Annotated in this window: 21 protein-coding genes; 13 read left to right on the plus strand and 8 right to left on the minus strand. The window is 68.6% G+C overall.

The window, feature by feature from the left end:
• Positions 1–67: 67 nt before the first annotated feature.
• Both pdxR and H5J31_RS03525 read left to right on the plus strand, forming a co-directional pair.
• Entirely contained in the window at positions 68–1,495 is a 1,428-nt protein-coding gene (gene pdxR / locus H5J31_RS03520; protein WP_181770964.1) for a MocR-like pyridoxine biosynthesis transcription factor PdxR, read from the plus strand.
• A 156-nt stretch (positions 1,496–1,651) separates the two neighbouring features.
• Positions 1,652–2,101: a single-stranded DNA-binding protein gene (locus tag H5J31_RS03525; RefSeq protein WP_181770965.1), complete on the plus strand. Its 450-nt coding sequence runs from the start codon at positions 1,652–1,654 to the stop codon at positions 2,099–2,101.
• A gap of 6 nt (positions 2,102–2,107) precedes the next feature.
• Here H5J31_RS03525 and H5J31_RS03530 read toward each other — a convergent pair whose 3' ends face one another.
• Positions 2,108–3,322, minus strand: a complete 1,215-nt coding sequence (locus H5J31_RS03530) for a GNAT family N-acetyltransferase (RefSeq protein ID WP_181770966.1) — start codon at positions 3,320–3,322, stop codon at positions 2,108–2,110.
• 174 nt (positions 3,323–3,496) lie between these two features.
• Between H5J31_RS03530 and H5J31_RS03535 the strand changes: the two genes are divergently transcribed.
• From H5J31_RS03535 to H5J31_RS03545, 3 genes are all read left to right on the plus strand, one after another.
• A complete protein-coding gene (locus H5J31_RS03535; RefSeq protein WP_328701364.1) occupies positions 3,497–4,525 on the plus strand; it encodes a polyprenyl synthetase family protein in 1,029 nt (342 codons plus the stop codon).
• A gap of 36 nt (positions 4,526–4,561) precedes the next feature.
• Positions 4,562–4,870, plus strand: coding sequence for a cupin domain-containing protein (locus tag H5J31_RS03540; RefSeq protein ID WP_181770968.1), 309 nt, complete (start codon positions 4,562–4,564; stop codon positions 4,868–4,870).
• A 90-nt stretch (positions 4,871–4,960) separates the two neighbouring features.
• Positions 4,961–5,587, plus strand: coding sequence for a TetR/AcrR family transcriptional regulator (locus H5J31_RS03545; protein WP_181771035.1), 627 nt, complete (start codon positions 4,961–4,963; stop codon positions 5,585–5,587).
• Here the strand turns inward: H5J31_RS03545 and H5J31_RS03550 are convergent.
• The 3 genes from H5J31_RS03550 to H5J31_RS03560 all read right to left on the minus strand — a co-directional run bounded on the left by H5J31_RS03550 (position 5,577) and on the right by H5J31_RS03560 (position 8,802).
• On the minus strand, positions 5,577–6,527 hold the full coding sequence (locus tag H5J31_RS03550; RefSeq protein WP_181770969.1) for a hypothetical protein: 951 nt from the start codon (positions 6,525–6,527) through the stop codon (positions 5,577–5,579). The genes H5J31_RS03545 and H5J31_RS03550 overlap by 11 nt on opposite strands.
• A gap of 200 nt (positions 6,528–6,727) precedes the next feature.
• Complete coding sequence (locus tag H5J31_RS03555) at positions 6,728–7,597, minus strand: hypothetical protein (RefSeq protein ID WP_181770970.1); 870 nt, start codon at positions 7,595–7,597, stop codon at positions 6,728–6,730.
• A gap of 17 nt (positions 7,598–7,614) precedes the next feature.
• Positions 7,615–8,802, minus strand: coding sequence for an OmpA family protein (locus H5J31_RS03560; RefSeq protein WP_181770971.1), 1,188 nt, complete (start codon positions 8,800–8,802; stop codon positions 7,615–7,617).
• A 288-nt stretch (positions 8,803–9,090) separates the two neighbouring features.
• On the opposite strand from H5J31_RS03560, the gene H5J31_RS03565 reads away from it, so the two are divergent.
• The 3 genes from H5J31_RS03565 to H5J31_RS03575 are packed head-to-tail and all read left to right on the plus strand — an operon-like array spanning position 9,091 to position 12,076.
• The gene (locus tag H5J31_RS03565) at positions 9,091–10,581 is read left to right on the plus strand and encodes a PfkB family carbohydrate kinase (protein WP_181770972.1); all 1,491 of its coding nucleotides are present in this window, start codon (positions 9,091–9,093) and stop codon (positions 10,579–10,581) included.
• Positions 10,574–11,173: a GTP cyclohydrolase II gene (locus H5J31_RS03570; protein ID WP_181770973.1), complete on the plus strand. Its 600-nt coding sequence runs from the start codon at positions 10,574–10,576 to the stop codon at positions 11,171–11,173. Before H5J31_RS03565 ends, H5J31_RS03570 begins: the two co-directional genes overlap by 8 nt.
• Before the next feature lie 21 nt (positions 11,174–11,194).
• Positions 11,195–12,076 (plus strand): hypothetical protein, encoded by an 882-nt coding sequence (locus H5J31_RS03575; protein ID WP_181770974.1) that lies wholly within the window; start codon positions 11,195–11,197, stop codon positions 12,074–12,076.
• Here H5J31_RS03575 and H5J31_RS03580 read toward each other — a convergent pair.
• On the minus strand, positions 12,073–12,636 hold the full coding sequence (locus H5J31_RS03580) for a hypothetical protein (protein ID WP_207897365.1): 564 nt from the start codon (positions 12,634–12,636) through the stop codon (positions 12,073–12,075). The two genes, H5J31_RS03575 and H5J31_RS03580, sit on opposite strands and share 4 nt — an antisense overlap.
• A gap of 57 nt (positions 12,637–12,693) precedes the next feature.
• A complete protein-coding gene (locus tag H5J31_RS03585) occupies positions 12,694–13,206 on the minus strand; it encodes a mycothiol transferase (protein ID WP_181770975.1) in 513 nt (170 codons plus the stop codon).
• 128 nt (positions 13,207–13,334) lie between these two features.
• Here H5J31_RS03585 and H5J31_RS03590 point away from each other — a divergent pair, with 128 nt between their 5' ends.
• The 3 genes from H5J31_RS03590 to recQ are packed head-to-tail and all read left to right on the plus strand — an operon-like array spanning position 13,335 to position 16,406.
• Positions 13,335–13,682 (plus strand): ArsR/SmtB family transcription factor, encoded by a 348-nt coding sequence (locus tag H5J31_RS03590; protein ID WP_181770976.1) that lies wholly within the window; start codon positions 13,335–13,337, stop codon positions 13,680–13,682.
• Between the two features lie 9 nt (positions 13,683–13,691).
• A complete protein-coding gene (locus H5J31_RS03595) occupies positions 13,692–14,522 on the plus strand; it encodes an SMI1/KNR4 family protein (RefSeq protein WP_328701365.1) in 831 nt (276 codons plus the stop codon).
• Between the two features lie 48 nt (positions 14,523–14,570).
• Positions 14,571–16,406, plus strand: coding sequence for a DNA helicase RecQ (gene recQ / locus H5J31_RS03600; protein WP_181770977.1), 1,836 nt, complete (start codon positions 14,571–14,573; stop codon positions 16,404–16,406).
• A 4-nt stretch (positions 16,407–16,410) separates the two neighbouring features.
• On the opposite strand, the gene H5J31_RS03605 is transcribed toward recQ, so the two are convergent.
• Positions 16,411–16,629, minus strand: a complete 219-nt coding sequence (locus H5J31_RS03605; RefSeq protein ID WP_181770978.1) for an antitoxin — start codon at positions 16,627–16,629, stop codon at positions 16,411–16,413.
• Between the two features lie 163 nt (positions 16,630–16,792).
• Here H5J31_RS03605 and add point away from each other — a divergent pair, with 163 nt between their 5' ends.
• Entirely contained in the window at positions 16,793–17,767 is a 975-nt protein-coding gene (add, locus tag H5J31_RS03610) for an adenosine deaminase (RefSeq protein ID WP_181770979.1), read from the plus strand.
• 137 nt (positions 17,768–17,904) lie between these two features.
• Positions 17,905–18,717 carry a lytic murein transglycosylase gene (locus H5J31_RS03615; protein WP_328701366.1) on the plus strand — a complete coding sequence of 271 codons (813 nt, stop codon included), beginning with the start codon at positions 17,905–17,907 and terminating at the stop codon, positions 18,715–18,717.
• Here H5J31_RS03615 and H5J31_RS03620 read toward each other — a convergent pair.
• A complete protein-coding gene (locus H5J31_RS03620; protein ID WP_181770981.1) occupies positions 18,707–19,630 on the minus strand; it encodes an NmrA family NAD(P)-binding protein in 924 nt (307 codons plus the stop codon). The two genes, H5J31_RS03615 and H5J31_RS03620, sit on opposite strands and share 11 nt — an antisense overlap.
• Positions 19,631–19,711 lie beyond the last annotated feature (81 nt).

Below are 19,711 nucleotides of genomic sequence, written 5' to 3' on the forward strand. Positions count from 1 at the left end.
GCGCCGTATTGGCCACATCCCAGCTCCAATTCCAGCCAGTATGATTGGGCCAATGTAGGCTCGTGGCATGCCGTTCCACATCAGCCTCGACGGCCACACCGACCTGGCCGCGCGGATCTACCGCCAACTCCGCGACGGCATCCTCGACGGGCGCCTGCGCTCCGGTGAACGCCTGCCACCGACCAGGGAACTGGCCCGCGAACTCGACGTCTCGCGCAACACCGTCGCGGTCGCGTACGAACGGCTCACCGCGGAGGGCTTCCTCAGCAGCCATGTCGGCCGCGGGACCTTCGTCAGCGCCGATCCCGTGGCCAAGGTCGATCGCGCCGCTCCCCCAGGCGCCGGCCTGCGGCCCATCGAACGCTGGCGTTCGCTGCCCGCTCCACTCGGCGCCGACCGGTCCGCGCCCGATTTCGACTTCCGCGTCGGCGTCCCGGATCCGGGACTGTTCCCACTACGGACCTGGCGCCGTCTGGTCAGCCAGGCGCTGCGGCCGTCGTTGCTGCCGCCGTCCGGGTATGCCGATCCGGCCGGACTCGAAGCCCTCCGGGTGGCGATCGCCCGGCATATCGGCGCCGCGCGGTCGGTACAGGCGAGCGGCGAGGACGTCCTGGTCACCCAAGGGGCGCAACAGGCCCTCGACCTGATCGGCCGGGTCCTGATCGAGCCCGGTACCCGGGTCGCTGTCGAGGATCCCGGCTATCCCCCAGCGGAGCGGCTTTTCGCGTCGCTCGGTGCCCGGGTCGCGAAGGTGCCTGTCGACGCCGAAGGCTTGGACGTCACGGCACTCGCGAAGGGCACTCGTCTGGTTTATACGACGCCGTCGCACCAGTTCCCGCTCGGCACGCCGATGTCACTCGCCAGGAGGACGGCGTTGCTGGCGTGGGCGGAACGGAACGACGCGGTGATCGTCGAGGACGACTACGACAGCGAGTACCGGTTCTCCGACCGCCCACTCGAGCCGCTCCAGAGCCTCGACCACAACGGCCGGGTGCTCTACGTCGGTTCGTTCTCGAAGACCTTGCTTCCCCTGCTCCGTCTGGGTTTCCTCATCGCGCCCGCCTCGCTGCGCCCGGCGCTGCGGCAGGCGAAGCAACTGATGGACTGGCACGGGGACCTCGTCACCCAGTCGGCGTTGGCGAGCTTCATCGACGAAGGCCTGCTCGCCCGGCACGTCCGTAAGGCCACCCGGGAGTACGCGGTGCGGCGGGACCGGATCCTCGCCTTCATAGGCGACGAGTTGCGGGACGTGCTGGAAATCGTCCCTTCAAGTGCCGGTCTTCACCTGTGCGCACCGGTTACTCCACATGCGACGGTCACTATGGACGGTGTCGTCGCGGCCGCGGGGCGAGCGGGTGTGGCAGTCGAAAGTCTTTCCTCGTACGGGGGAACGCGTGGCGGATTGGTGATCGGCTACGGGATGGTCGGTTCCGACCGGATCAACGAAGGACTCGCCCGCCTCGGCGAATGTTTCTCGGCCTCGCGAACGCCGTGAAAGGGAAGTTCACGACACTTCGAGTCCTGAACGACCCCGTCAGGACATCCGAGCGCCGACGGACGTCCGAAATTGTCGTACCCCGGTGGTCTCCTCTTCCCAGGCGACAGCGGACCCGGCCGGGCCCCGCGCGCCGAAGCGAGAAGGAGAAGTCCCATGGCCGGAGAAACGGTGCTCACGGTGATCGGCAACCTGACGACCGACCCGGAGCTGAAGTTCACCCCGTCGGGCGCGGCGGTCGCGAACTTCACGGTCGCGTCGACGCCGCGCGTCCTGGACCGGGCGAGCGGGGAATGGCGTGACGGCGACCCGTTGTTCCTGCGCTGCTCACTGTGGAAGCAGGCCGCGGAGAATCTGGCCGAATCACTCACCCGGGGAACCAGGGTGATCGTGCAGGGCAGGCTGAAGCAGCGTTCGTTCGAAACCAAGGAAGGCGAAAAACGGACGGTGGTCGAACTGGACGTCGACGAGATCGGCCCGTCGTTGCGGTACGCCACGGCGAAGGTGAACAGGGCCGGCCGCAGTTCGGGCGGCACGCAGTCGGACGGCGCGTGGGAACGGACGCCGGTCGCCGCGGCCACCGGAAGCCCGGAGCCGCCCTTCTGAGCCCGGTCAGAACCAGTGCAGGCAGTGCGGCGGACGCTCGGCGCGGAAGAGCGCGTCGGCGACGACGGCCGCGCCCGGGCGGTGAGCCCGGATGTGGCCGGCTCGCACGAGCGTGCTGGGGGCGGTGCCGCCGAGGTAGATCGAGCCCAGGTCGCTCATGTCCAGGGACAGGTCGGGCTCGCGGTCCGTCGGAACGCAGTCGGCCTTGCCGTCCCGGACGGTCAGCAGGTAGCGGCCGTGCTCACCGAGAGCCGGGTCGTCGACGTCGAGGACCAGCTCTGCGTCGGTGAACCAGCCGCGCGCGGTCAGCGCACGTGGCACGTCCAGCAGCCGCACCCAGAGCCAGTCGGTGTCGTCGCTCACCTCGCCGGCGCGGAAGTCCTCGAGCTGCCAGCGCAAAGGGTGCTCGGGCGGGAGATGCTTGAACACGACCCGGGTGATCAGATCGTGCGCGAGCAGGAACCGGGTCAGGGTCGCGAAAACGATGTCGTCGACGGCGATGGTCTCGTCGACGGTCATCGTTTCGGCATCGGCGATCGAGTAGCTGGCGTACCCGTCCGGGACACCGTCGGAGTCACGATGGACGGCGATGTAGCGCGACGTCGGAGCGATCGGGGACTGCCCGGCTCCCAGCGTCCACCAGCGGTGCGGACGGGAAAGCGCACCGGGCTGCGCGCGGCGGTACCGGTCGTAGACCTGCTCCAGGATCTCGCCGCAGTCGGCACGCCGCAGCAGTTCGACCGAGCCGGTCGCCGGGAGGTCGGCCGTTCCGCGAGCCCGAGGGCGGGCGAAGGCTGCCTGGTGGCGTGGCACCGTCAGCCGTCGTGTGTAGGTCGCCGGTCCGTAGCCGAACCTGCGATAGATCAGTGCCTCGGAGGACAGCAATACGGACAGGAACTCGCCGCGGGCCCGCACGTCGGTGAGCTGGTGCCGCATCATCGCGGTCAGCACACCCTGGCGTCGGTGCGAGGGCAGAACGCCGACGGCGGATACCCCGGCGACCGGGACGACGGCTTCACCGGGCAACGTGAGTTCGAAGGAGTACGCGGCGGCGGTGCCGACGGGCCGTCTGTCCGCCGTCATCGCGAGCAGGCCGCGGTCCATTTCGAGCGCCGACCAGATCCCGCTCCCGGCGGGGGTTTCCGGGAAGCGCCCGAACGCGGCGTAAAGGGTGTCGACGAAGACGTCGAGGTCCTTGTCGGTCGTCGCACGGATCTCCATCGCTGAAGCTGCCTCCCTGGATGCGGCACCACGATCGTGGTGTCCCGCCACAGTGGAACGTCGGACCGTCCTCGGGTCAAGCGAATTGCGGTCATCGTTTTCCCTCCTGGGAGGGAGCGATCTCCCCCGCCGGCGCCATGCGGAGCGCGGCCCGCCGCTCGGATGCTGGAGGTCGTGAACACGACCACGATCGTCACAGAACTCGGGCTCGACCCGGCCGATGAGCGGCACACGGCGTTCGACGCCGGACTCCGCGCCGGGCTCGCCCGGGTCGAAGAAGAACTCCAGGAGGTGTTGCGCAGTCCCGGCCACCCCGACCTCACCGAGGCGGCCACCCACCTCGTGCGCGCGGGCGGCAAACGGCTCCGGCCGCTGATGGCGCTGACCGGGGCGGCGTTCGGCACCGACCCGGACCGGGCGACGTCGGCCGCTGTCCTCGTCGAACTCGTCCACGTCGCCACGCTCTACCACGACGACGTCATGGACGAGGCCCCGATGAGGCATGGCGTGACGAGTGCGAACTCCTTGTGGGGCAACAAGAAGGCCGTTCTGATCGGCGACTACGTCCTCGCCTGCGCGGCGCGGGTCGGCGCCGGGCTGGGCGACTACGCGCTGCGGCTGCAGGCGAACACGTTCGGCAGGCTCGTCCGCGGCCAGTTCCTCGAAACGACGGGGCCGTTCGAGGACTGCGGGCAACACGCGCCTTACGAACACCACATCCAGGTGATGGCCGACAAATCCGCGTCGCTGATCGCGATGGCGGCCAGACTCGGCGCGCAGGTGTCCGGCGCGGATGAGCGGATCATCGAAACATTGGGCCAGTACGGCGAGCTCATCGGCGTCGCGTTCCAGATCTCCGACGACGTTCTCGACATCGCCGCGTCCACCACGGATCTGGGCAAATCCGCCGGCACCGACCTGCGCGAGGGGATCGTCACGCTGCCGATGCTCCACGCTCTCGACGACGAGGGGTCCGGTGCCGCGAGGCTGCGCGAGATCATCGGCCACGGCCCGGTTTCCGATCCGATGCTCCTGCATGAGGCCCTCGAACTCCTGCGCGTGTCCCCCGGCGTCGACCGCGCCCTCACCGAAGCCCACGGCTATGCGGCCAAGGCCCGGGATCTCGCGCTCGGCCTTCCCGAGTGCCCGGCCAGGGCACTGCTGACCGGGCTTTCGACGTTCGTCGTGGAGCGCGGCAAATGACCCCACGGCGTTCACCGCCGGAGTTAGAGTGACGGGATGACCGCTGAAGCCCTGGAAACCGTCGAAGGCCGCGACGTCGGCTCCGGGATCTCGATCATCCGCGAGCGGACCGACGTCGACGGTTCCGGACCGAGACTGCACCGGCATCCGTACTGCGAAACGTTCGTGATCGTCCGCGGCCGGGCCCGGTTCACCATCGGGGACACCGAACGCGAGGGCGGCGCGGGCGAAGTCCTCGTCGTTCCCGCCGACACTCCGCACAAGTTCGCCGTGATCGGCCCGGAAACCTACGAAGCCGTCCACATCCACGAAAGCGACCACTTCGTCACCGAATGGCTCGAATAGATTCTGTCCGTCACTAGAAAACCCTTCCCGGGGCTAGAATCCTTCGATGTGCTCGTGGCCGGCGGGCACCCGAGCGACGGGAACGCGATCGTGACCGACGTGGCGAACCGCAGCGGAGACGAGACCCGTCAGGTGGACAGATTCGATCAACGGCGCGCTCAGCTGGCCAGGTCGGCACTGGTCACCTTGTCCGACCTCGGCTACGCGCGCACGAGCCTGCGGGAGATCGCGCAGAATTCCGAGTTCTCCCACGGGGTACTGCACTATTATTTCCGTGACAAGGTCGAGCTGATCACCTACTGCGTCAAGCAGTACAAGACCGAATGCGTCACCCGGTACGACCGGATAGTCGAGACCGCGGAGACCGCCGAAGACCTGCGACACGCTTTCGGCTCGGCGATGGCGGCCACGCTGCGCGAAGACGCACGACTGCACCGGCTCTGGTACGACCTGCGCAATCAGAGCCTGTTCGAAAAGGTGTTCCGGGCGGACGTTCTCGACATCGACGAGACGCTGGAACTGATGATCTGGCGGATCGTGGATCGGTACGCGGACCTACTCGGCAAGCCACTGGATCTGGACCGGTCGACGGTGTACGCGCTCTTCGACGGCCTGTTCCAGCAAGGCCTGCTGAGATACCTCGCCGGCCGGGACGGCGCGGCGAGGCATCTTCAGGATTCGGTCGAGCGGGTTCTGGCGCGGATCTTCACCACTTGATGGTCGGGTACCAGATGATCCCGGTCCGGCCCAGCACCCGCAGATCCCAGTACAGCAGCGTGAACGTGCCCGCGACGAGCAGCGCGGCCCCGGTCACCACGGCGATCCTGGTGGGTTTGGCGAGCATCCACCGCTGCAGGCGCCCGCCCGTCCCGTTCGTGAGGACGAGGAACAACAGCGCCATCACCAGGATGTTGCCGACGGATTGCAGCGCGAACGCGGCCGCGCCGTAGAAGACGTTGTGGCTTTCGGCCGCGCTGCGGAACATCATCCGGAACAGCGGGAACGGGCGGCCGATCAGGAATCCGCCGATGAGGGCGCCCATCAGGACGAGCGGCGCGGGCGGGAAACGGCGTGTGAGCCCGGCGATCGGGTTGCGGACGATGCCGACGGAAGCCAGGCCCAGCACGATGAACACGACACCGATCACGCCGTAGACGATCATCGACTGGATGTTCCGCGGCGTGAGGCCGCCCGCGGTCGTGGCCGTCGAGAACTGCGGCATCCGTGTACCGACGAGCGCGACGATCACGCCGTACACCACGGAAACGGTCAGCATGCCCGCCGCTATCCAGCCCAGCGGCTTCAAGGTGTCCGAGAACTTCGGCCGCCCGCGGGTCTCTCCGCCGACCAGCGGGGCGACTGCGCCGAACGCGGCGATGTTGCACGCGGTGAAGGTTCCGGCGAGTCCCGAGACGAACGCGAACAACGTCCCGGCGAGGACACCGCCGATCGGGGTCTCTTTGGCGTTGTGGCCGAGGAGGGTGTTGGCGACGCTGTCGCCGATCACACTGTCCACAAAGGGCGCGGACCAGATCACCGTCAGCACGAAACCGGCGAGGACGGACCAGAGGACCACCCGCCACCGGTGTTCCGGATACGGTCCGGAGCCGAGGAAGTTCGCTTGCGGGGCAACGGGAACGCGGTCGGTGACGGACAATCGGACCTCCAGCGGCAGATGGCTTCCCCCGGGACTCGAGGCCGAGATCCCTGGTGCTCATCGTTGTTCCGCGGCAGGGGAAGCGCCACCTCCAAAGTGCCGATCCACGCTTGAGCCGAACGGTTCCGGGCAATGCCGGATTCACCGGTCCGGTGGGTGCCGCCGAGCGGGTCGATGCGCTACGGCGGCCCCGCCGAAGGCTAGGTGTCCACTGTGGCGCGGAAACCCGGGTACTCGCCTTCGAGCCGTTGCAGTTGCGAGGTCAGTTCACCGATGTGGACCTCGTGCTCCCGGCGCTGCGATTCGTAGCGCAGGACGATCGCGCTGTAGACCCGCAGATCGTCCTGTTCGAGCGAACCGTCGCGGAACGCCGTCCAGAACACCAGCGCGGCGGAAACGAGCATCACGAAGGCGACCAGCACGGCCAGCAGGAACGCGAGGCTGGTCAGCCCGCTCAGCTCGCCTTCGGTGTAGACCCGGACGAACATCACCGCCGCGATCAGTCCCATCAGTACCACCGCGGCCAGCATGCTCAGCTTCGAGCCGCGCGACAGTGTGCGCCAGGTGAGCCGCCGCCGGTCGTCCTTGTTCTCCCGCTGGTCGTGCCCGAGGTGGTACAGCGCCGCCGCCGCGCCGCCGGTGGCGAGCACCGAGATCACGACGCTGATCACCAGTTGCAGCCCGAGCGGGTTCGTCCAGTCGACGTTGAACACCGAACTCGCCAGCCAGAGCATCACCGGGAAGTCGATCACCACCAGCCCGAGGAGGGTCAGCACCTTCGCCGCACGCGACACCCGGTAGTGCCGCAGGCTGCCGCGCAGTTCGTCGGTGTCGATCCGCTCGCTCAGCACCTCCGCGCGGTGTTTGGCCTCGTACACGGTCATGAACTGCCCGCGAGGCCCGATCACCGGGGTGCGCAGGACACGGTCCGCGGCGAGCTTCAGTTCGGCGATACGCGCGCCGAGCCTGCCCCGGGTTCCGGCGGCCGCCCGCTCGTAGTCGTCGTGGTAGTCCTCCGCCGCCGCCCGCTGCAGGGGCAGGCGGGGCGTGATCCGGTCCAAGCCGTCCATGACGGTTCCTCCCTCTTTCAGTACGTGATGTCGACCCGGCGCATCTTCACGGCGACGCCTTCGTCGAAGACACCGCCGGACATCGCCGTCATGCCCGGCGCGGTCCCCCCTCCACTCGAATCGATCGGTCGGCTCACTCCGGCCGCCCTCAGCGCGCCGGCCACGGCGCCCGCTCGCGCGGCGGACAGGTCGGCCCTGCCCTGTTCGGTCGAACCCGGCGGGTCGGCCGTGAACCCGCGCACGACGACCCTCGCCGAGGGCCGGTCCTCCGACCTCGCGACGATCCTCGACGCCAGTTCGGCCAGAACCCCTTGGGCCGCGGGGGAAAGCGCGGCGGAATCGCCGGCGAACCCGAGGACGTCGTTGGACAGCGTCGTCTTCGTCGTGCCGTCCGGCCCGCGGACCGAGACGATCCCGGGCACCGGGACCTCCGGTGTGGGGACGGTCCCGTTCGGCGGCCGCGGTTCGAGCCTGGCCTCGTCGAAGACGCATTCGGCCGCGCCCGCCGCGTGGCAGATCTCCCGCCAATACGCGATGAGCCGTTCCCTGGTCGGCAGGGCGAGCGGTGCCTGGGCGCCCGCGGTTTCGCCGATCCCGGTCATCACGAACCGCCGTCCGTCGAGCCGGGGCAGCAGGCCGCGCGTCTTCAGTTCCGCCGCCAGCGCGACCGGTTCGAGCTGCCATCCGGTGCGCCGCAGGTCGAACCCGCCCGCGGTCGAGAGCCCGCTGCTGATCACGACGAGCGTCCCGGGTCCGGCGCCGCGTACGGCGTTGTCGATGCCCGCCAGCAGGTCGACACCGGAATGGGTGGCGGCCAGCCCGCCCACGGCTTCCGAGACCCGCCGGACGTTGGCGTCGATGAGGTTTTCGCGCTGCAACCCGTGCTCGACGGCGCCGTTGGCCCGGCGCGGAGTCAACGGAAGGGTCTGTGCGGTGTCGCCGTCGGCCGTGGTCACGATCGCGACACTGCCCTTGCCGTTCTTTCCGTCGGTGGCGTTCTGGCTGTGCGCGGCCTCCGCGAGGCGGCTTTCGATCCCCGGCGGAAGGGAAGGGCGAGGTTCGTTGGCGCTCGCGGAGGCGAGGATGACGATTCGCTCCCCGTCGCCCCCGGCCGCTCCGGCCCGGGCTCCACAGCCGCTGACCAGCGATGTCGTCAGCGCGGTGGACAGTAAGAAGATCGGTAGTGCGGCTCGCGAACACTTCATGGTGACCTCCCCGACTTTGAAGGCAAGCCCAGTGTGGCAGTTGCCGGAGCTAACCGTCAATTGCCGCCAACGAAAGACAGTTGGCAGACACGAACTTGAGATATACCCACCCAATCCCACGGTCACACTGGTTCGAATGAGTGAATGACCCCTGCAGGGAGTCGAGACCGTTCCACGAGGAGGCGGCGGTATGCTCCCCGCGACGATCCTCCGGCGTAACGGACGGCAATAGCCGTACGAGAACCCCAACCCCATGGCAACTGCCGATGAACGGAGTAATCTACCCCGATGAGTGGTCCGGTACCGGGCGTGGACGGCGTCCGCAGTGCTCTGGTGAGACTGCGAACGCGTACCGGCCTGAGCGCCGAACGGTTGCGCTCCACGGAGGTCGGTGTCCGGCCGATCCTGGACCTCCCGGTCGTCCGGCAGATCGTGAACACCACCGGCAAGGACGAGCCCGAGGCCGCACTGGACGCGGTACGGCGGATCGCCGATCAGCTGCCGACCGAGGAACTCGTGATCGTCGACATGGCGCTCTCCCTCGGCCTGCTCGCGGACCGGTTCCCCGACGCCCCCGAGATCGAGACCCTGTACGCGGCCGATGTCGGTGAACGCCGCGACCGGCTCGTGGAGCTTTGGGAGCCGATCCACCGGTTACTCGGCGTGGACCTCCCCGATCGGCATCTGACCGTGCGGGCGCTCCGCTCCAGCTTGGAGACCCGCGCCATCGCCAAACTGGCGGAACTCTGCGTCAGCAGTTCCGTTCTCGACGTCGCACTCCCCGAGCCCGGCAAGACGAAGGACGCCGCGACCCGGGCGGCGACCGTGAGCGTCATCGGCTCCGCCGTCGTCGACCACATCTACGTCGTCGACCACATCCCGTCACCGGGATCGTCGACGCCGCTCATCTCCTACGAGACCCATCCCGGCGGGAAGGGCCTCAACCACGCGGTGGCGAACGCCCGCCTCGGCATGGACGTGCACATGATCACCGCGGTCGGCGACGACCTGCCCGGCCAGATGCTGCTGGACTACATGTCCGCCGAGGGCATGCGACTGAATCTGGTCAAGATGGTGCCGAACGCCAAGACCCCGGTTGTCGGGGTGTTCATGACCCGCAACGGCGGCGCGGTCCTGATGCCGTGGATGAACGAAGGCGAGATCCGGCTCGACCCGGCCGACTTCCACACCCACTCACTGCGCAACGTGCTTGAAGCGTCGGACGCGGTCGTCATCACCTTCGAGCAGCCCATGGGAGCCACTCGCGAGGTCCTGCGCGTGGTCAGCAGCCTCAAGAAGAAGCCGCTGATCGTGGTCCGGCCTTCTCCGCCGATCGCCAGCCCTCAGTTCCTGTACGAGCATTTCGCCGACATCGATTACCTGGTCGGCACCCAGTGGGAGCTGCGAGAGCTCCTTTCGGGCGCCACCGACGAGATCACCATGGAAGCGCTGGCTTCGAGTCTGCTGGTACTCGGCGTGCACGGCGTCTGCATCACCGAAGAATTCGGCTGCATGGTGCGGTCGGAGCATCTCAAAGCGGACGTCGCCCGCTTCCCGACCGCCCTGCGGGACACCCCTGGCGCCCGGGAGGCCTTCAGCGCCGCGCTCATCCACCGCCTGCTCCTGAAGGACCGGAAGATCGACCAGTCCGACCTCGAATGGGCGACCGCGGCCATGACCGCGGCCCAGTCGTTCGGCGGAGTCGCGGATTCGATGCCGATGGCACAGCAAGTGGACCGTGTACTCAAAGTGACTCCGGAGCACGAGGCCCATGACTGAACAACTTTTCGTCGAGCACTCGCTCAGTCGAACCGGCGGCTCCGGCTTCCGGGTCCGGGTCCTCGACGACGCGCACGCGACCGGAAATCCCCCGGTGGCCGCGATCTACGGCGAACCCACGGACGACTGCCTGGTCCGGATCCATTCGCGCTGCGTCTACTCCGAGATCCTCGGTTCGGTCGACTGTGACTGCCATGATCAGGTGGAGCAGGCGAAGAAGCTGATCATCGACGCCGGCGCCGGCGTGATCGTCTACCTGGACCAGGAGGGACGCGGCGCCGGGCTGCTCGCCAAAGCGCGCGGCTATGTCTACAGCCAGAAGCACGAGGCGGACACCTTCACCAGCTACCGCGCGCTGCATCTCCCCGACGACTCCCGTGACTACGCGGCCGCCGCCGATCTGCTGGAGAGCCTGGGCCTGACCCGCGTGCGGCTGCTGACCAACAATCCGGAAAAGATGAAAGCCCTGGAAGACCGTGGGATCATCGTGAAACGCGAGCCGTCGATCGTGCCGGTGAGTGAATCGGCTCGCGCGTACCTCGAGGCCAAGCGTCAGCACGGCCACCTGATCCCGAGCCTGACCGACAGCTGAGTCACCGGTTCCCGGAGGACGATGGACTTCGACGAGGTCGCGGACGAACTCTATGCCGGCGATCCGGCCGAGTTCGTTTCCGTGCGCAATCAGCGGGCGAAAGATGCCAAGGCTGCGGGTGACGCCGCGCTGGCCGAACGGATCCGCGCGCTCCGGAAACCGACGCTCGCGGCCACGATCCTCAACCGCCGCGCCGGTTCCGCCGAACTGGAGGAACTGGCCCGGCTCGGCGAAGACCTCCGGAAGGCTCATTCCGCGCTGGCCGGGCCGGAACTGCGCAAGCTCACCAAGCGGCGTCAGGAACTGGTCAACCAGGTCTTGCAGGACGAACGCTCGATGAGCGAGTCCGTCGCCCGTGAAGTCGAGGCGACCCTCGAAGCCGTCGTGGCCGATCCCGAGGTGGCGGCGCTCGCGCTGGCCGGGCGGCTCAGCACCGGCGCGGACAGCGCGGGTGACCAGTGGCTGACGAGCGGATTCACGCCGCAACCGAAGCGGGAACCCGCTCCGGAGCGGGAAAAACCGGCCACCGTGTCGCATTTGGACGATCGGCGGAAGGCGAAGGAAAAGCAGAAGGCCGACGCCGCCGCGAAGGCCGATCAAGAGCGCCAAGCCAAGGCTCGCGAAGAGGCCGAACGCGAGCAGGAACGGGTGGCGGAGTTCAACCGGCTCCGGCGTGAGGCGGCCGCTCTCGCGAAGGCCTGTAAACAGGCGGAAATCGACGTCGCCCGCGCCGAACGCCGGGCCGAGAAGTCCACTGAGAAGGCGAACGAGCTGCGGCGACGGCTCGCCGACGCGGAACTCGAGGAGGAGGCGGCGAACGGTGAGACCGCCGCCGCTCAGACCACTTTGGACGATCTGCTCGCCGAAGCGAAGCGGATCGACGAAGCCCTCGAAGAGTATTAAGCCGGCTGACGCTCGCGGCCCCGCGTGGCGGTCACTCGCCGTCCGTAGGGCGTCTTCCCGCCCGGTTTGTACACCGAAAGCACGGTCATGGTCAGGTACATCGTCGTGGACACGATGATCGGATAGAACCCGTCCACCCGCTGCCCCGCTTCGACGAACACGCCGTCCATAGTGGACTCCGCCAGCGCGGCCAGCTCACGGATCCCCGGCAGCAGCGAGAACACCGTCAGCGCCGCCGCGATCAGCGTCAGGACCAGTTTGATCGCGACCCACCTGTACCGGATCAGTCCCCATTTCGTGCCCACACTGAGCACGATCCCGCTGACCAGGGCGGTCATGCTGACCGGCAGTAGCAGGTACCCGCCGACCTGGTCCATCATCAGGATGGCCGCGTGCTGGCGCCGGGGATCGTCGGTGAACACGGAGGTGGCGGTCAGGACCGCGTTCACCAGGGTGATTCCGAGCCAGCCGAGTGACGAGACGACATGGACGACGAGGACGAGTTTCCGCCACCGCGGGGTGAGCGTCTTCGGCTGTCGCCGCACTGTGGAAGTACTCATGCGCCCAGTGTTTCCGCGAGCGGCGCTCCCGTCGTCCGTCGTGGAGCGGCACCTGGCCTACGTATCGTGGAGTACGAGTCCCCGGACGTACGCGGCCTGCCCGGCGTGTTGCAGGTCGTCGGAAAGCACGCTGACCAGGCGTACCCCGAGGGTGACCGGCGGATCCCAAGCCTGGTCGACGATACGGTCGAGGGCGGCTTCGTCCAGACCGGCGGTCCATGCCGTCGTCGCCTCGTGCACCGCGTCGTAGTAGCCGGTGAGCAGATCGGCGGAGCCGACACGGACCGCGGCGACGTCCTCGGGCCGGTGCCCGTAGCCCGTGTCCGAGGCCGGGAACGGCAGTTCGAACCGGTCCAGCCAGCCCCCGGTGGTCCAGATCTGCTCGGTGCCCATGAGGTCCGCGACATGATCGTCCTGGACCCGGGTCAGGTGCCAGACCAGCCAGGCGATCGTGTTCGCGTCCGGCGCGGGGCTCGCCGCCAGTTGCTCGGGAGTCAGCCCCTCGACGGCCTCGTGCACGACCTCCTGGATGCGGCCGAACCCGTCGGTCAGCACCTCGGCCAGTTTCATCGAATCCCCTTCCGACGCTCTTCGATGCGGGATTACCCGCGGGCCTCGCACCGGAAACGATGCCACCACGAGGTGACCCAGGCCTGACAACCTTGACTTATATAAGTTCAGGCCGTGATAGTTGCCGGATGCACGCGTTCGACGTCCTGGGGGATCCGGTCCGCCGCCGGATCCTGGAACTGCTGGCGAACGGCGAGCTGAGTTCCGGGGACGTGACCACGGTGGTCCGCGGCGAATTCGGCATCTCCCAGCCCGCGGTCTCCCAGCACCTGCGTGTCCTGCGCGAGAACGGCTTCACCACCGTCCGGGCCGAGGGCGCGCGCCGGCTGTACTCGGTGGATCCCGGCCCGCTCAAGGAGATCGACGGCTGGCTGGAGCAGTACCGCCGGTTCTGGACGGGTCCCCTCGACGCGCTCGCCACCGAAATCGCCCGCGGCCGCCGCGAACGCCGGAAGGCGGCGGAAGAAACCGGCTAACCTCTGCCCGTGTCGAAGAACCGGGGGCGCGCGGTGGTGATCGCCGTCGCCAGCGTCGTCATCGTGCTGGGCCTCGTCTTCGCCGTCACGGTGCGCGGCGGGCAGTCCAGGGAGACCCAGTGGCTGTCCTCGGAGCAGCCTGCGCGGACGACGCCGAACACGCCGTCCTTCTCGACGGCCGCACCCGCGCCCACGACTCGTCGGACGTTGACCGTCGACAGCGGTTGCCATCCCGGCCAGGGTCCGGCCGCGCTGGACCCGGTCGCCGACGCCACAACCCGCCGCGTCGGCGCCGCCTGGGACCGCATCGAACGGTGGCTCAAGGCCAAAGCTCCGGCCTCGGCGGCGTCTCTCCGTCCGCCCGCGACGACCGCGGAGGTGATCGAGACGCAGAAGATGATCGGGGTCGCCCTGCCCGCCGAACTCGTCGCCTCCCTGCTGCGGCACGACGGCGCGACCGGACGGGGTGACGGTTTCACCCTTCCGCCGTTCTACGCCCCGGTTTCCACGGCGAATATCGCGACCGAGGCGAAAACCCTGTGCGAAGCGCTGGTCTCGATCGGCGTAGACGAAAGCGTCGGCTCCTGGTGGCACGGGAAGTTCGTGCCCTTCGCCGCCGACGGCTCCGGCAACACCCTCTTCCTGGACCAGCGCACCGGCACCGCGCGGCTGGGCGCGAGCGACCACGAAGGCGGCGTCGATTTCGCCCGATGGCCCGGTTCGCTGACCGAGCTGCTGGAGCAGACCGCGACCGCGCTGGAGACCGGCGGGGCGGTGGTCGGCGGTTACCGGCCGGTCGTCACCGAAAACCGGGCGCTGGAGTGGGACTTCCGGCGCTGAGGAACGCGGGCGCGGGGACTGTCGGACCCCGCCCCTAGAATCGTCCGGGTGGCAGCCCCCGACATCGGTACCTCGGAAGCCCTCGAAACGCTGAACCGCGTTTTCGGTTACGACAGCTTCCGCGGCGACCAGCACGCCATCGTCGAACACGTCATCGCAGGCGGTGACGCGCTCGTCCTCATGCCCACCGGCGGCGGCAAGTCGCTGTGTTACCAGATCCCGGCGCTGGTGCGGCCCGGTGTCGGTGTGGTCGTCTCACCGCTGATCGCGTTGATGCAGGACCAGGTCGACGCGTTGCGCAACCTCGGCGTGCGCGCGGGTTTCCTCAACTCGACGCAGGATTACGCCGAGCGCAACCGCGTAGAGGCCGCGTTCCTCTCCGGTGAACTGGACCTGCTGTACCTGGCGCCGGAACGCCTTTCGGTCGAGTCGACCGTGCGGCTGCTCGACCGTGGCAAGATCTCGCTGTTCGCGATCGACGAGGCGCACTGTGTCTCCCAGTGGGGCCACGACTTCCGGCCCGACTATCTGATGCTGTCCGCGGTGCACGAGCGCTGGCCGGACGTGCCGAGGATCGCGCTCACCGCCACCGCCACCAAGGCGACGCACGCCGAGATCGCGTCCCGGCTCAATCTCGAGGAGGCGCGGCATTTCGTCGCGAGCTTCGACCGGCCGAACATCCAGTACCGGATCGTCGGCAAGAACTCGCCGCAGCGCCAGTTGCTGGAACTGTTGCGCACCGAGCACAAGGGCGACGCGGGGATCGTCTACTGCCTGTCGAGGAATTCGGTCGAGAAGACCGCGGACTTCCTGGTGGAGAACGGGATCCCGGCGGTGCCGTACCACGCGGGGCTGGACGCGCGGACACGTGCGAAGCACCAGTCGCGTTTCCTGCGCGAGGACGGGTTGATCGTCGTCGCCACGATCGCGTTCGGTATGGGCATCGACAAACCGGACGTGCGGTTCGTCGCGCATCTGGACCTGCCGAAGTCCGTCGAGGGCTACTACCAGGAGACCGGCCGTGCTGGCCGCGACGGGCTGCCGTCGACGGCGTGGCTGGCGTACGGCCTCCAGGACGTCGTGCAGCAGCGCAAGATGATCGACATGTCGGAGGGATCCGACGCGCACAAGCGGCAATTGAGCGCGCACCTCAACGCGATGCTGGCTCTGTGCGAGACGGTGGAATGCCGCCGTGTGCAGGTCCTGACCTACTTCGGGCAGCGCAGTGAACCGTGCGGGAACTGCGACACCTGCCTGGCCCCGCCGGAGTCCTGGGACGGCACGGTGCCGGCGCAGAAGATCCTCTCCACGATCGTCCGGCTGCAGAACGAACGGCGGCAGAAGTTCGGTGCGGGGCAGATCATCGACATCCTGCTCGGCAAGACCACGCCGAAGGTGACCCAGCACCGGCACGATTCGCTGAAGGTGTTCGGGATCGGCACCGAGCTGAAGGAGCCGGAGTGGCGGGGCGTGGTCCGGCAGCTGCTGGCCCAAGGGCTCGCCGCGGTCGAGGGCGACTACGGGTCGCTCGTGCTCACCGAGGGCAGCGCAGAGGTGCTGAACGGGCAGCGGAAGGTCCAGTTACGGCGTGAGCCGGAACGCGCGGCCAAGGCGGCGGCGCGGTCCAGCGCGAAGAAGGCAGCGGCAGCCGACATGCCCGCCGAGGCGGCGCCGGTGTTCGAACTGCTGCGCTCGTGGCGAGCCGCGGCGGCGAAGGAGCAGGGAGTGCCCGCGTACGTGATCTTCCACGACGCGACCCTGCGCCAGATCGCCACCAAACGGCCCGCCACGCTGACGGAGCTGGGCACCGTCAGCGGCGTCGGCGAGAACAAGCTCGCCAAGTACGGCGAACAGATCCTCGAGACGCTCGCTGAGCAGGGCTGACCGGTCAGTACTCGTTCGGGCGGCGCGGGGGCCGTCCGGTCATCCCGTCGACCTTGCGGACGGCGCCGTCGATCTGGTGGTGGTACTTGCCCTTGGTCTTGCCGTCGACGAAGGTCGCGGCCTTGTTCACTACCTTCGAGACCTTCTCAGGATTCTTCCGCACGTAGGCGCGCACGGCCCCGGCGGTGCCGGCCAGGGCGGTCAACTTCCGCAGTAGAGCCACGATGGGTCCCTTTCCTCGGGGTCGTCTGGTTGTCCTGCTCAACGACCAGTGGTGGTCACCGGGTTCCCCGTAGCGCGCCAAATCACTCATTTCGGATAACCGCCCAGGTCGGATCGCCGAAAACCGGACGCGCGACGCGGCGGCGGACGCTAGGTTCGGGATCATGCGGGATCTGTCGCTGCTGCCCAAGGCCCATCTGCACGTCCATCTGGAGAGCACCGTCCGGCCGGACACGCTCCGTGAGCTCGGGGAGGCGAACGGCATCCCCGTACCCGCCGAGCAACCCGTGTTCGACGGATTCCGGGCGTTCGGCGACTACAACGGGCTGCTCCGGTCCTGCCTCCAGCGGCCGGAAGACTTCGAACGAGTGGCGCGCGAATTCTGCGAGGACCAGGTCGAGGACGGCGTCCGCTACGCCGAGGTCACCTTCACGGCAGGAGCGCACGGCGAACGGCTCGGTGAACCGGACATGCCGCTGGCGTCCGTCCTCAAAGGACTTTCGGCGGGCGCGGCCGAACACGGGCTCGTCTGGCGGGTGATCCTGGACCACTCACGCCGCCGTTCCCTCGAACGCGCGCGGCTCACCCTCGACCTCGCCCGCCGGTACGCCCCGGACGGGGTGATCGCGATCGGCCTGGCGGGTGAGGAGAAGTATCCGCTCGCGCCGTTCGCGGGGATCTGCGACGAGGCCGACGAGGCCGGACTGCACCTCATCCACCACGCGGGCGAGGACGCCGGACCGGCCAGCATCCGCGAGGCGCTCGAACTCGGCCACAGCGAACGGATCGGGCACGGCATCCGGATCCTGGAGGACGTCTCCCTGGTCGCCGAAGTGCGGGAACGCGGTATCGCGCTGGAGGTCTGCCCGTCGTCGAACGTGACGCTCGGGCTCGTGCCGTCGTTCGAGGAGCACCCGCTTCCCCGGCTGGTCGACGCCGGGCTGGTGGTCACGCTCAGCACCGACGTCCCCTCGGTCACCGGGACCACGCTGACCGACGAGTTCCTGCGTACGCGGGAGGCGTTCGCCTACGACGACCGCGCGCTCGCCGCCCTGGCGCGGGCCTCCGTCGACGCCTCCTTCGCGCCCGCCGACCTCAAGCGTTCGGTCCACCAGGAGATCGACGCCTGGCTCGCCTGAGGCGTTCAGTCCTCTGAATGCGTTAGTTGCACGCGCAAGGACCGCATTCAGAGGACTAAACGCGGGATGGGGTGGCCCGGCTCACGCGGGGGGCGGGCCACACAGGTTCTCCACATCCGTCACGTACCGTGGAACCGGTGACCGCTTCGTCCCCTTCGAGCCTGGACCTCATCGGCCAGTGGCAGCCACCGCCCAAGAAGCGCGGCCCGCGTGGATGCGTGATGCTCGCGTTGCTGGTCGTGGGCGCCTTGGTGGCCGGCGCGGTGTGGGTCGTGGTCAGCCTCGTCGATCGCGAACCGGTGCCGACCAAACCGGAGTTCACCGTCCCCGCGCTGAAGCCCGCCGCCCGTTCGGCGATCCCCGGTGACGCCGGACCGCTGCCCGCGGCGCCCGCGAAGGACGCCTGGATCGCGAAGGTGTCGGAGAACACGGACATCCCTTCACGCACGCTGCGCGCGTACGTGAACGCGGCCGAAAAAGCCCCCGCCAGCTGCGACATCACCTGGGCGACCATCGCCGGCATCGGCCGGACCGAGTCCCAGCACGCCCGTCACGACGGCTCCCGCGCCGGCGAGGACGGTGTCGTGACGCCGCCGATCATCGGCATCCCGCTCGACGGCTCCCCCGGTGTCATGGCGGTCGTCGACACCGACAAGGGCGCCCTCGACGGCGACCCGAAATGGGATCGCGCGGTCGGGCCGATGCAGTTCCTGCCCGCCACCTGGAAGCGGTACGGCGTCCGCGCGAGTGGTGACGGCGCCCGACCGGACCCGCAGAACATCGACGACGCCGCCATGACGACAGCGCGCTACATGTGCGCGAAGGGCGGCGACCTCGGCAAGCCCGCCGGCTGGTGGACCGCGGTGCTGACCTACAACAACTCCACCGCGTACGGGCAGGAAGTGTTCAGCAACGCCGACGCCTACGGCAAGGCCGCGCTCAAGCCGTAGCCGAGAACCGGCGCCGCGCCCACTCCTCGAAGCTCGTGAGCGGGAGCCCGAGTTCCTTCGCGGACTCGGGCCGGGCAGGAGCGCCCACGACGTTCAGGTATTCGTGCCCTGCGCCCATCTCCGGCATCCCGGCCGCGAAAGCCTGCTCCTCGGTCATATCGGGTGCCGAGAGCGGCCTGCCCGAGACGCGCGACAGGACCTCGGCGATCTCGGTCATCGAGAGGAGATCGCTCGCCAGCTCCAGTTCGACGCCGTGGAACCGGTCCGGATCGGCGATGGCCGCGGCCGCCGCCGTGCCGATGTCGTCCACCTCGACCAGGGACAACCGGGTGCCCGGCTTCACGACGCTCACCAGACCGCCCTCGATCCCGCGGGGGAACAGGAAAGCCATGGACGGCAGGAAGTTGTCCATGAAGAAGCCCGGCTTCAGCAACGTCCACCGGGAAAAGCCCGCGTCGCGCAGGTGGTCCTGGATCGCGCTCTTGGCGCCGAGGCTCACCTCCACCGAAGGCCAGCGGCCGTCGACCCAGCCGGGTTCCCGGGTGTGCTGACCCGCGCCGGCGACGGATGTGTGCACGAACTGCGGCACACCCGCGGCCTTCGCGCCTTCGATGAGGTTGACGCCCTGCGTCACCTCGCCGTCGAAATCGAAGCCCTCGCCGGTGAAACCGGGCATCTGCACGGAGAAGACCGCCCGGGCGCCCTCGGCGGCCCGGATGACGGAGTCGCGGTCGTGCAGGTCTCCGGTGACCAGTTCGATGCCGAGCGCCTCGACGGCCTTGGCACGTTCGGAGCCGGGATCGCGCACCAGTGCGCGCACGGGGACGCCTGCGGCGAGCAGGGCGCGGGCAGTGGCTCCGCCTTGGCGGCCGGTGGCTCCGGTGACCAGGACGGGTGCGGTTTCAGGGGACATGACGCTCCTCCTCGGGACGGAAAGCTAAACGGCGGGGCCCGCCACTTAGCTTCCGCTACGATATGGCGGGGCCCGCCACTT

This window comes from Amycolatopsis pittospori, from assembly GCF_013870525.1.
GTDB classification, from domain to species: Bacteria; Actinomycetota; Actinomycetes; order Mycobacteriales; family Pseudonocardiaceae; genus Amycolatopsis; species Amycolatopsis pittospori.

Bases quoted from the DNA above. Each gene is read 5' to 3' on its own strand.
- add (WP_181770979.1), top strand. From the start codon at position 16,793: ATGCGGGATCTGTCGCTGCTGCCCAAGGCCCATCTGCACGTCCATCTG.
- H5J31_RS03620 (WP_181770981.1), bottom strand. From the start codon at position 19,630: ATGTCCCCTGAAACCGCACCCGTCCTGGTCACCGGAGCCACCGGCCGC.
- H5J31_RS03530 (WP_181770966.1), bottom strand. From the start codon at position 3,322: ATGGAGATCCGTGCGACGACCGACAAGGACCTCGACGTCTTCGTCGAC.
- H5J31_RS03575 (WP_181770974.1), top strand. From the start codon at position 11,195: ATGGACTTCGACGAGGTCGCGGACGAACTCTATGCCGGCGATCCGGCC.
- pdxR (WP_181770964.1), top strand. From the start codon at position 68: ATGCCGTTCCACATCAGCCTCGACGGCCACACCGACCTGGCCGCGCGG.
- H5J31_RS03560 (WP_181770971.1), bottom strand. From the start codon at position 8,802: ATGAAGTGTTCGCGAGCCGCACTACCGATCTTCTTACTGTCCACCGCG.
- H5J31_RS03555 (WP_181770970.1), bottom strand. From the start codon at position 7,597: ATGGACGGCTTGGACCGGATCACGCCCCGCCTGCCCCTGCAGCGGGCG.
- H5J31_RS03570 (WP_181770973.1), top strand. From the start codon at position 10,574: ATGACTGAACAACTTTTCGTCGAGCACTCGCTCAGTCGAACCGGCGGC.
- H5J31_RS03540 (WP_181770968.1), top strand. From the start codon at position 4,562: ATGACCGCTGAAGCCCTGGAAACCGTCGAAGGCCGCGACGTCGGCTCC.
- H5J31_RS03585 (WP_181770975.1), bottom strand. From the start codon at position 13,206: ATGAAACTGGCCGAGGTGCTGACCGACGGGTTCGGCCGCATCCAGGAG.
- H5J31_RS03590 (WP_181770976.1), top strand. From the start codon at position 13,335: ATGCACGCGTTCGACGTCCTGGGGGATCCGGTCCGCCGCCGGATCCTG.
- H5J31_RS03565 (WP_181770972.1), top strand. From the start codon at position 9,091: ATGAGTGGTCCGGTACCGGGCGTGGACGGCGTCCGCAGTGCTCTGGTG.
- H5J31_RS03580 (WP_207897365.1), bottom strand. From the start codon at position 12,636: ATGAGTACTTCCACAGTGCGGCGACAGCCGAAGACGCTCACCCCGCGG.
- H5J31_RS03525 (WP_181770965.1), top strand. From the start codon at position 1,652: ATGGCCGGAGAAACGGTGCTCACGGTGATCGGCAACCTGACGACCGAC.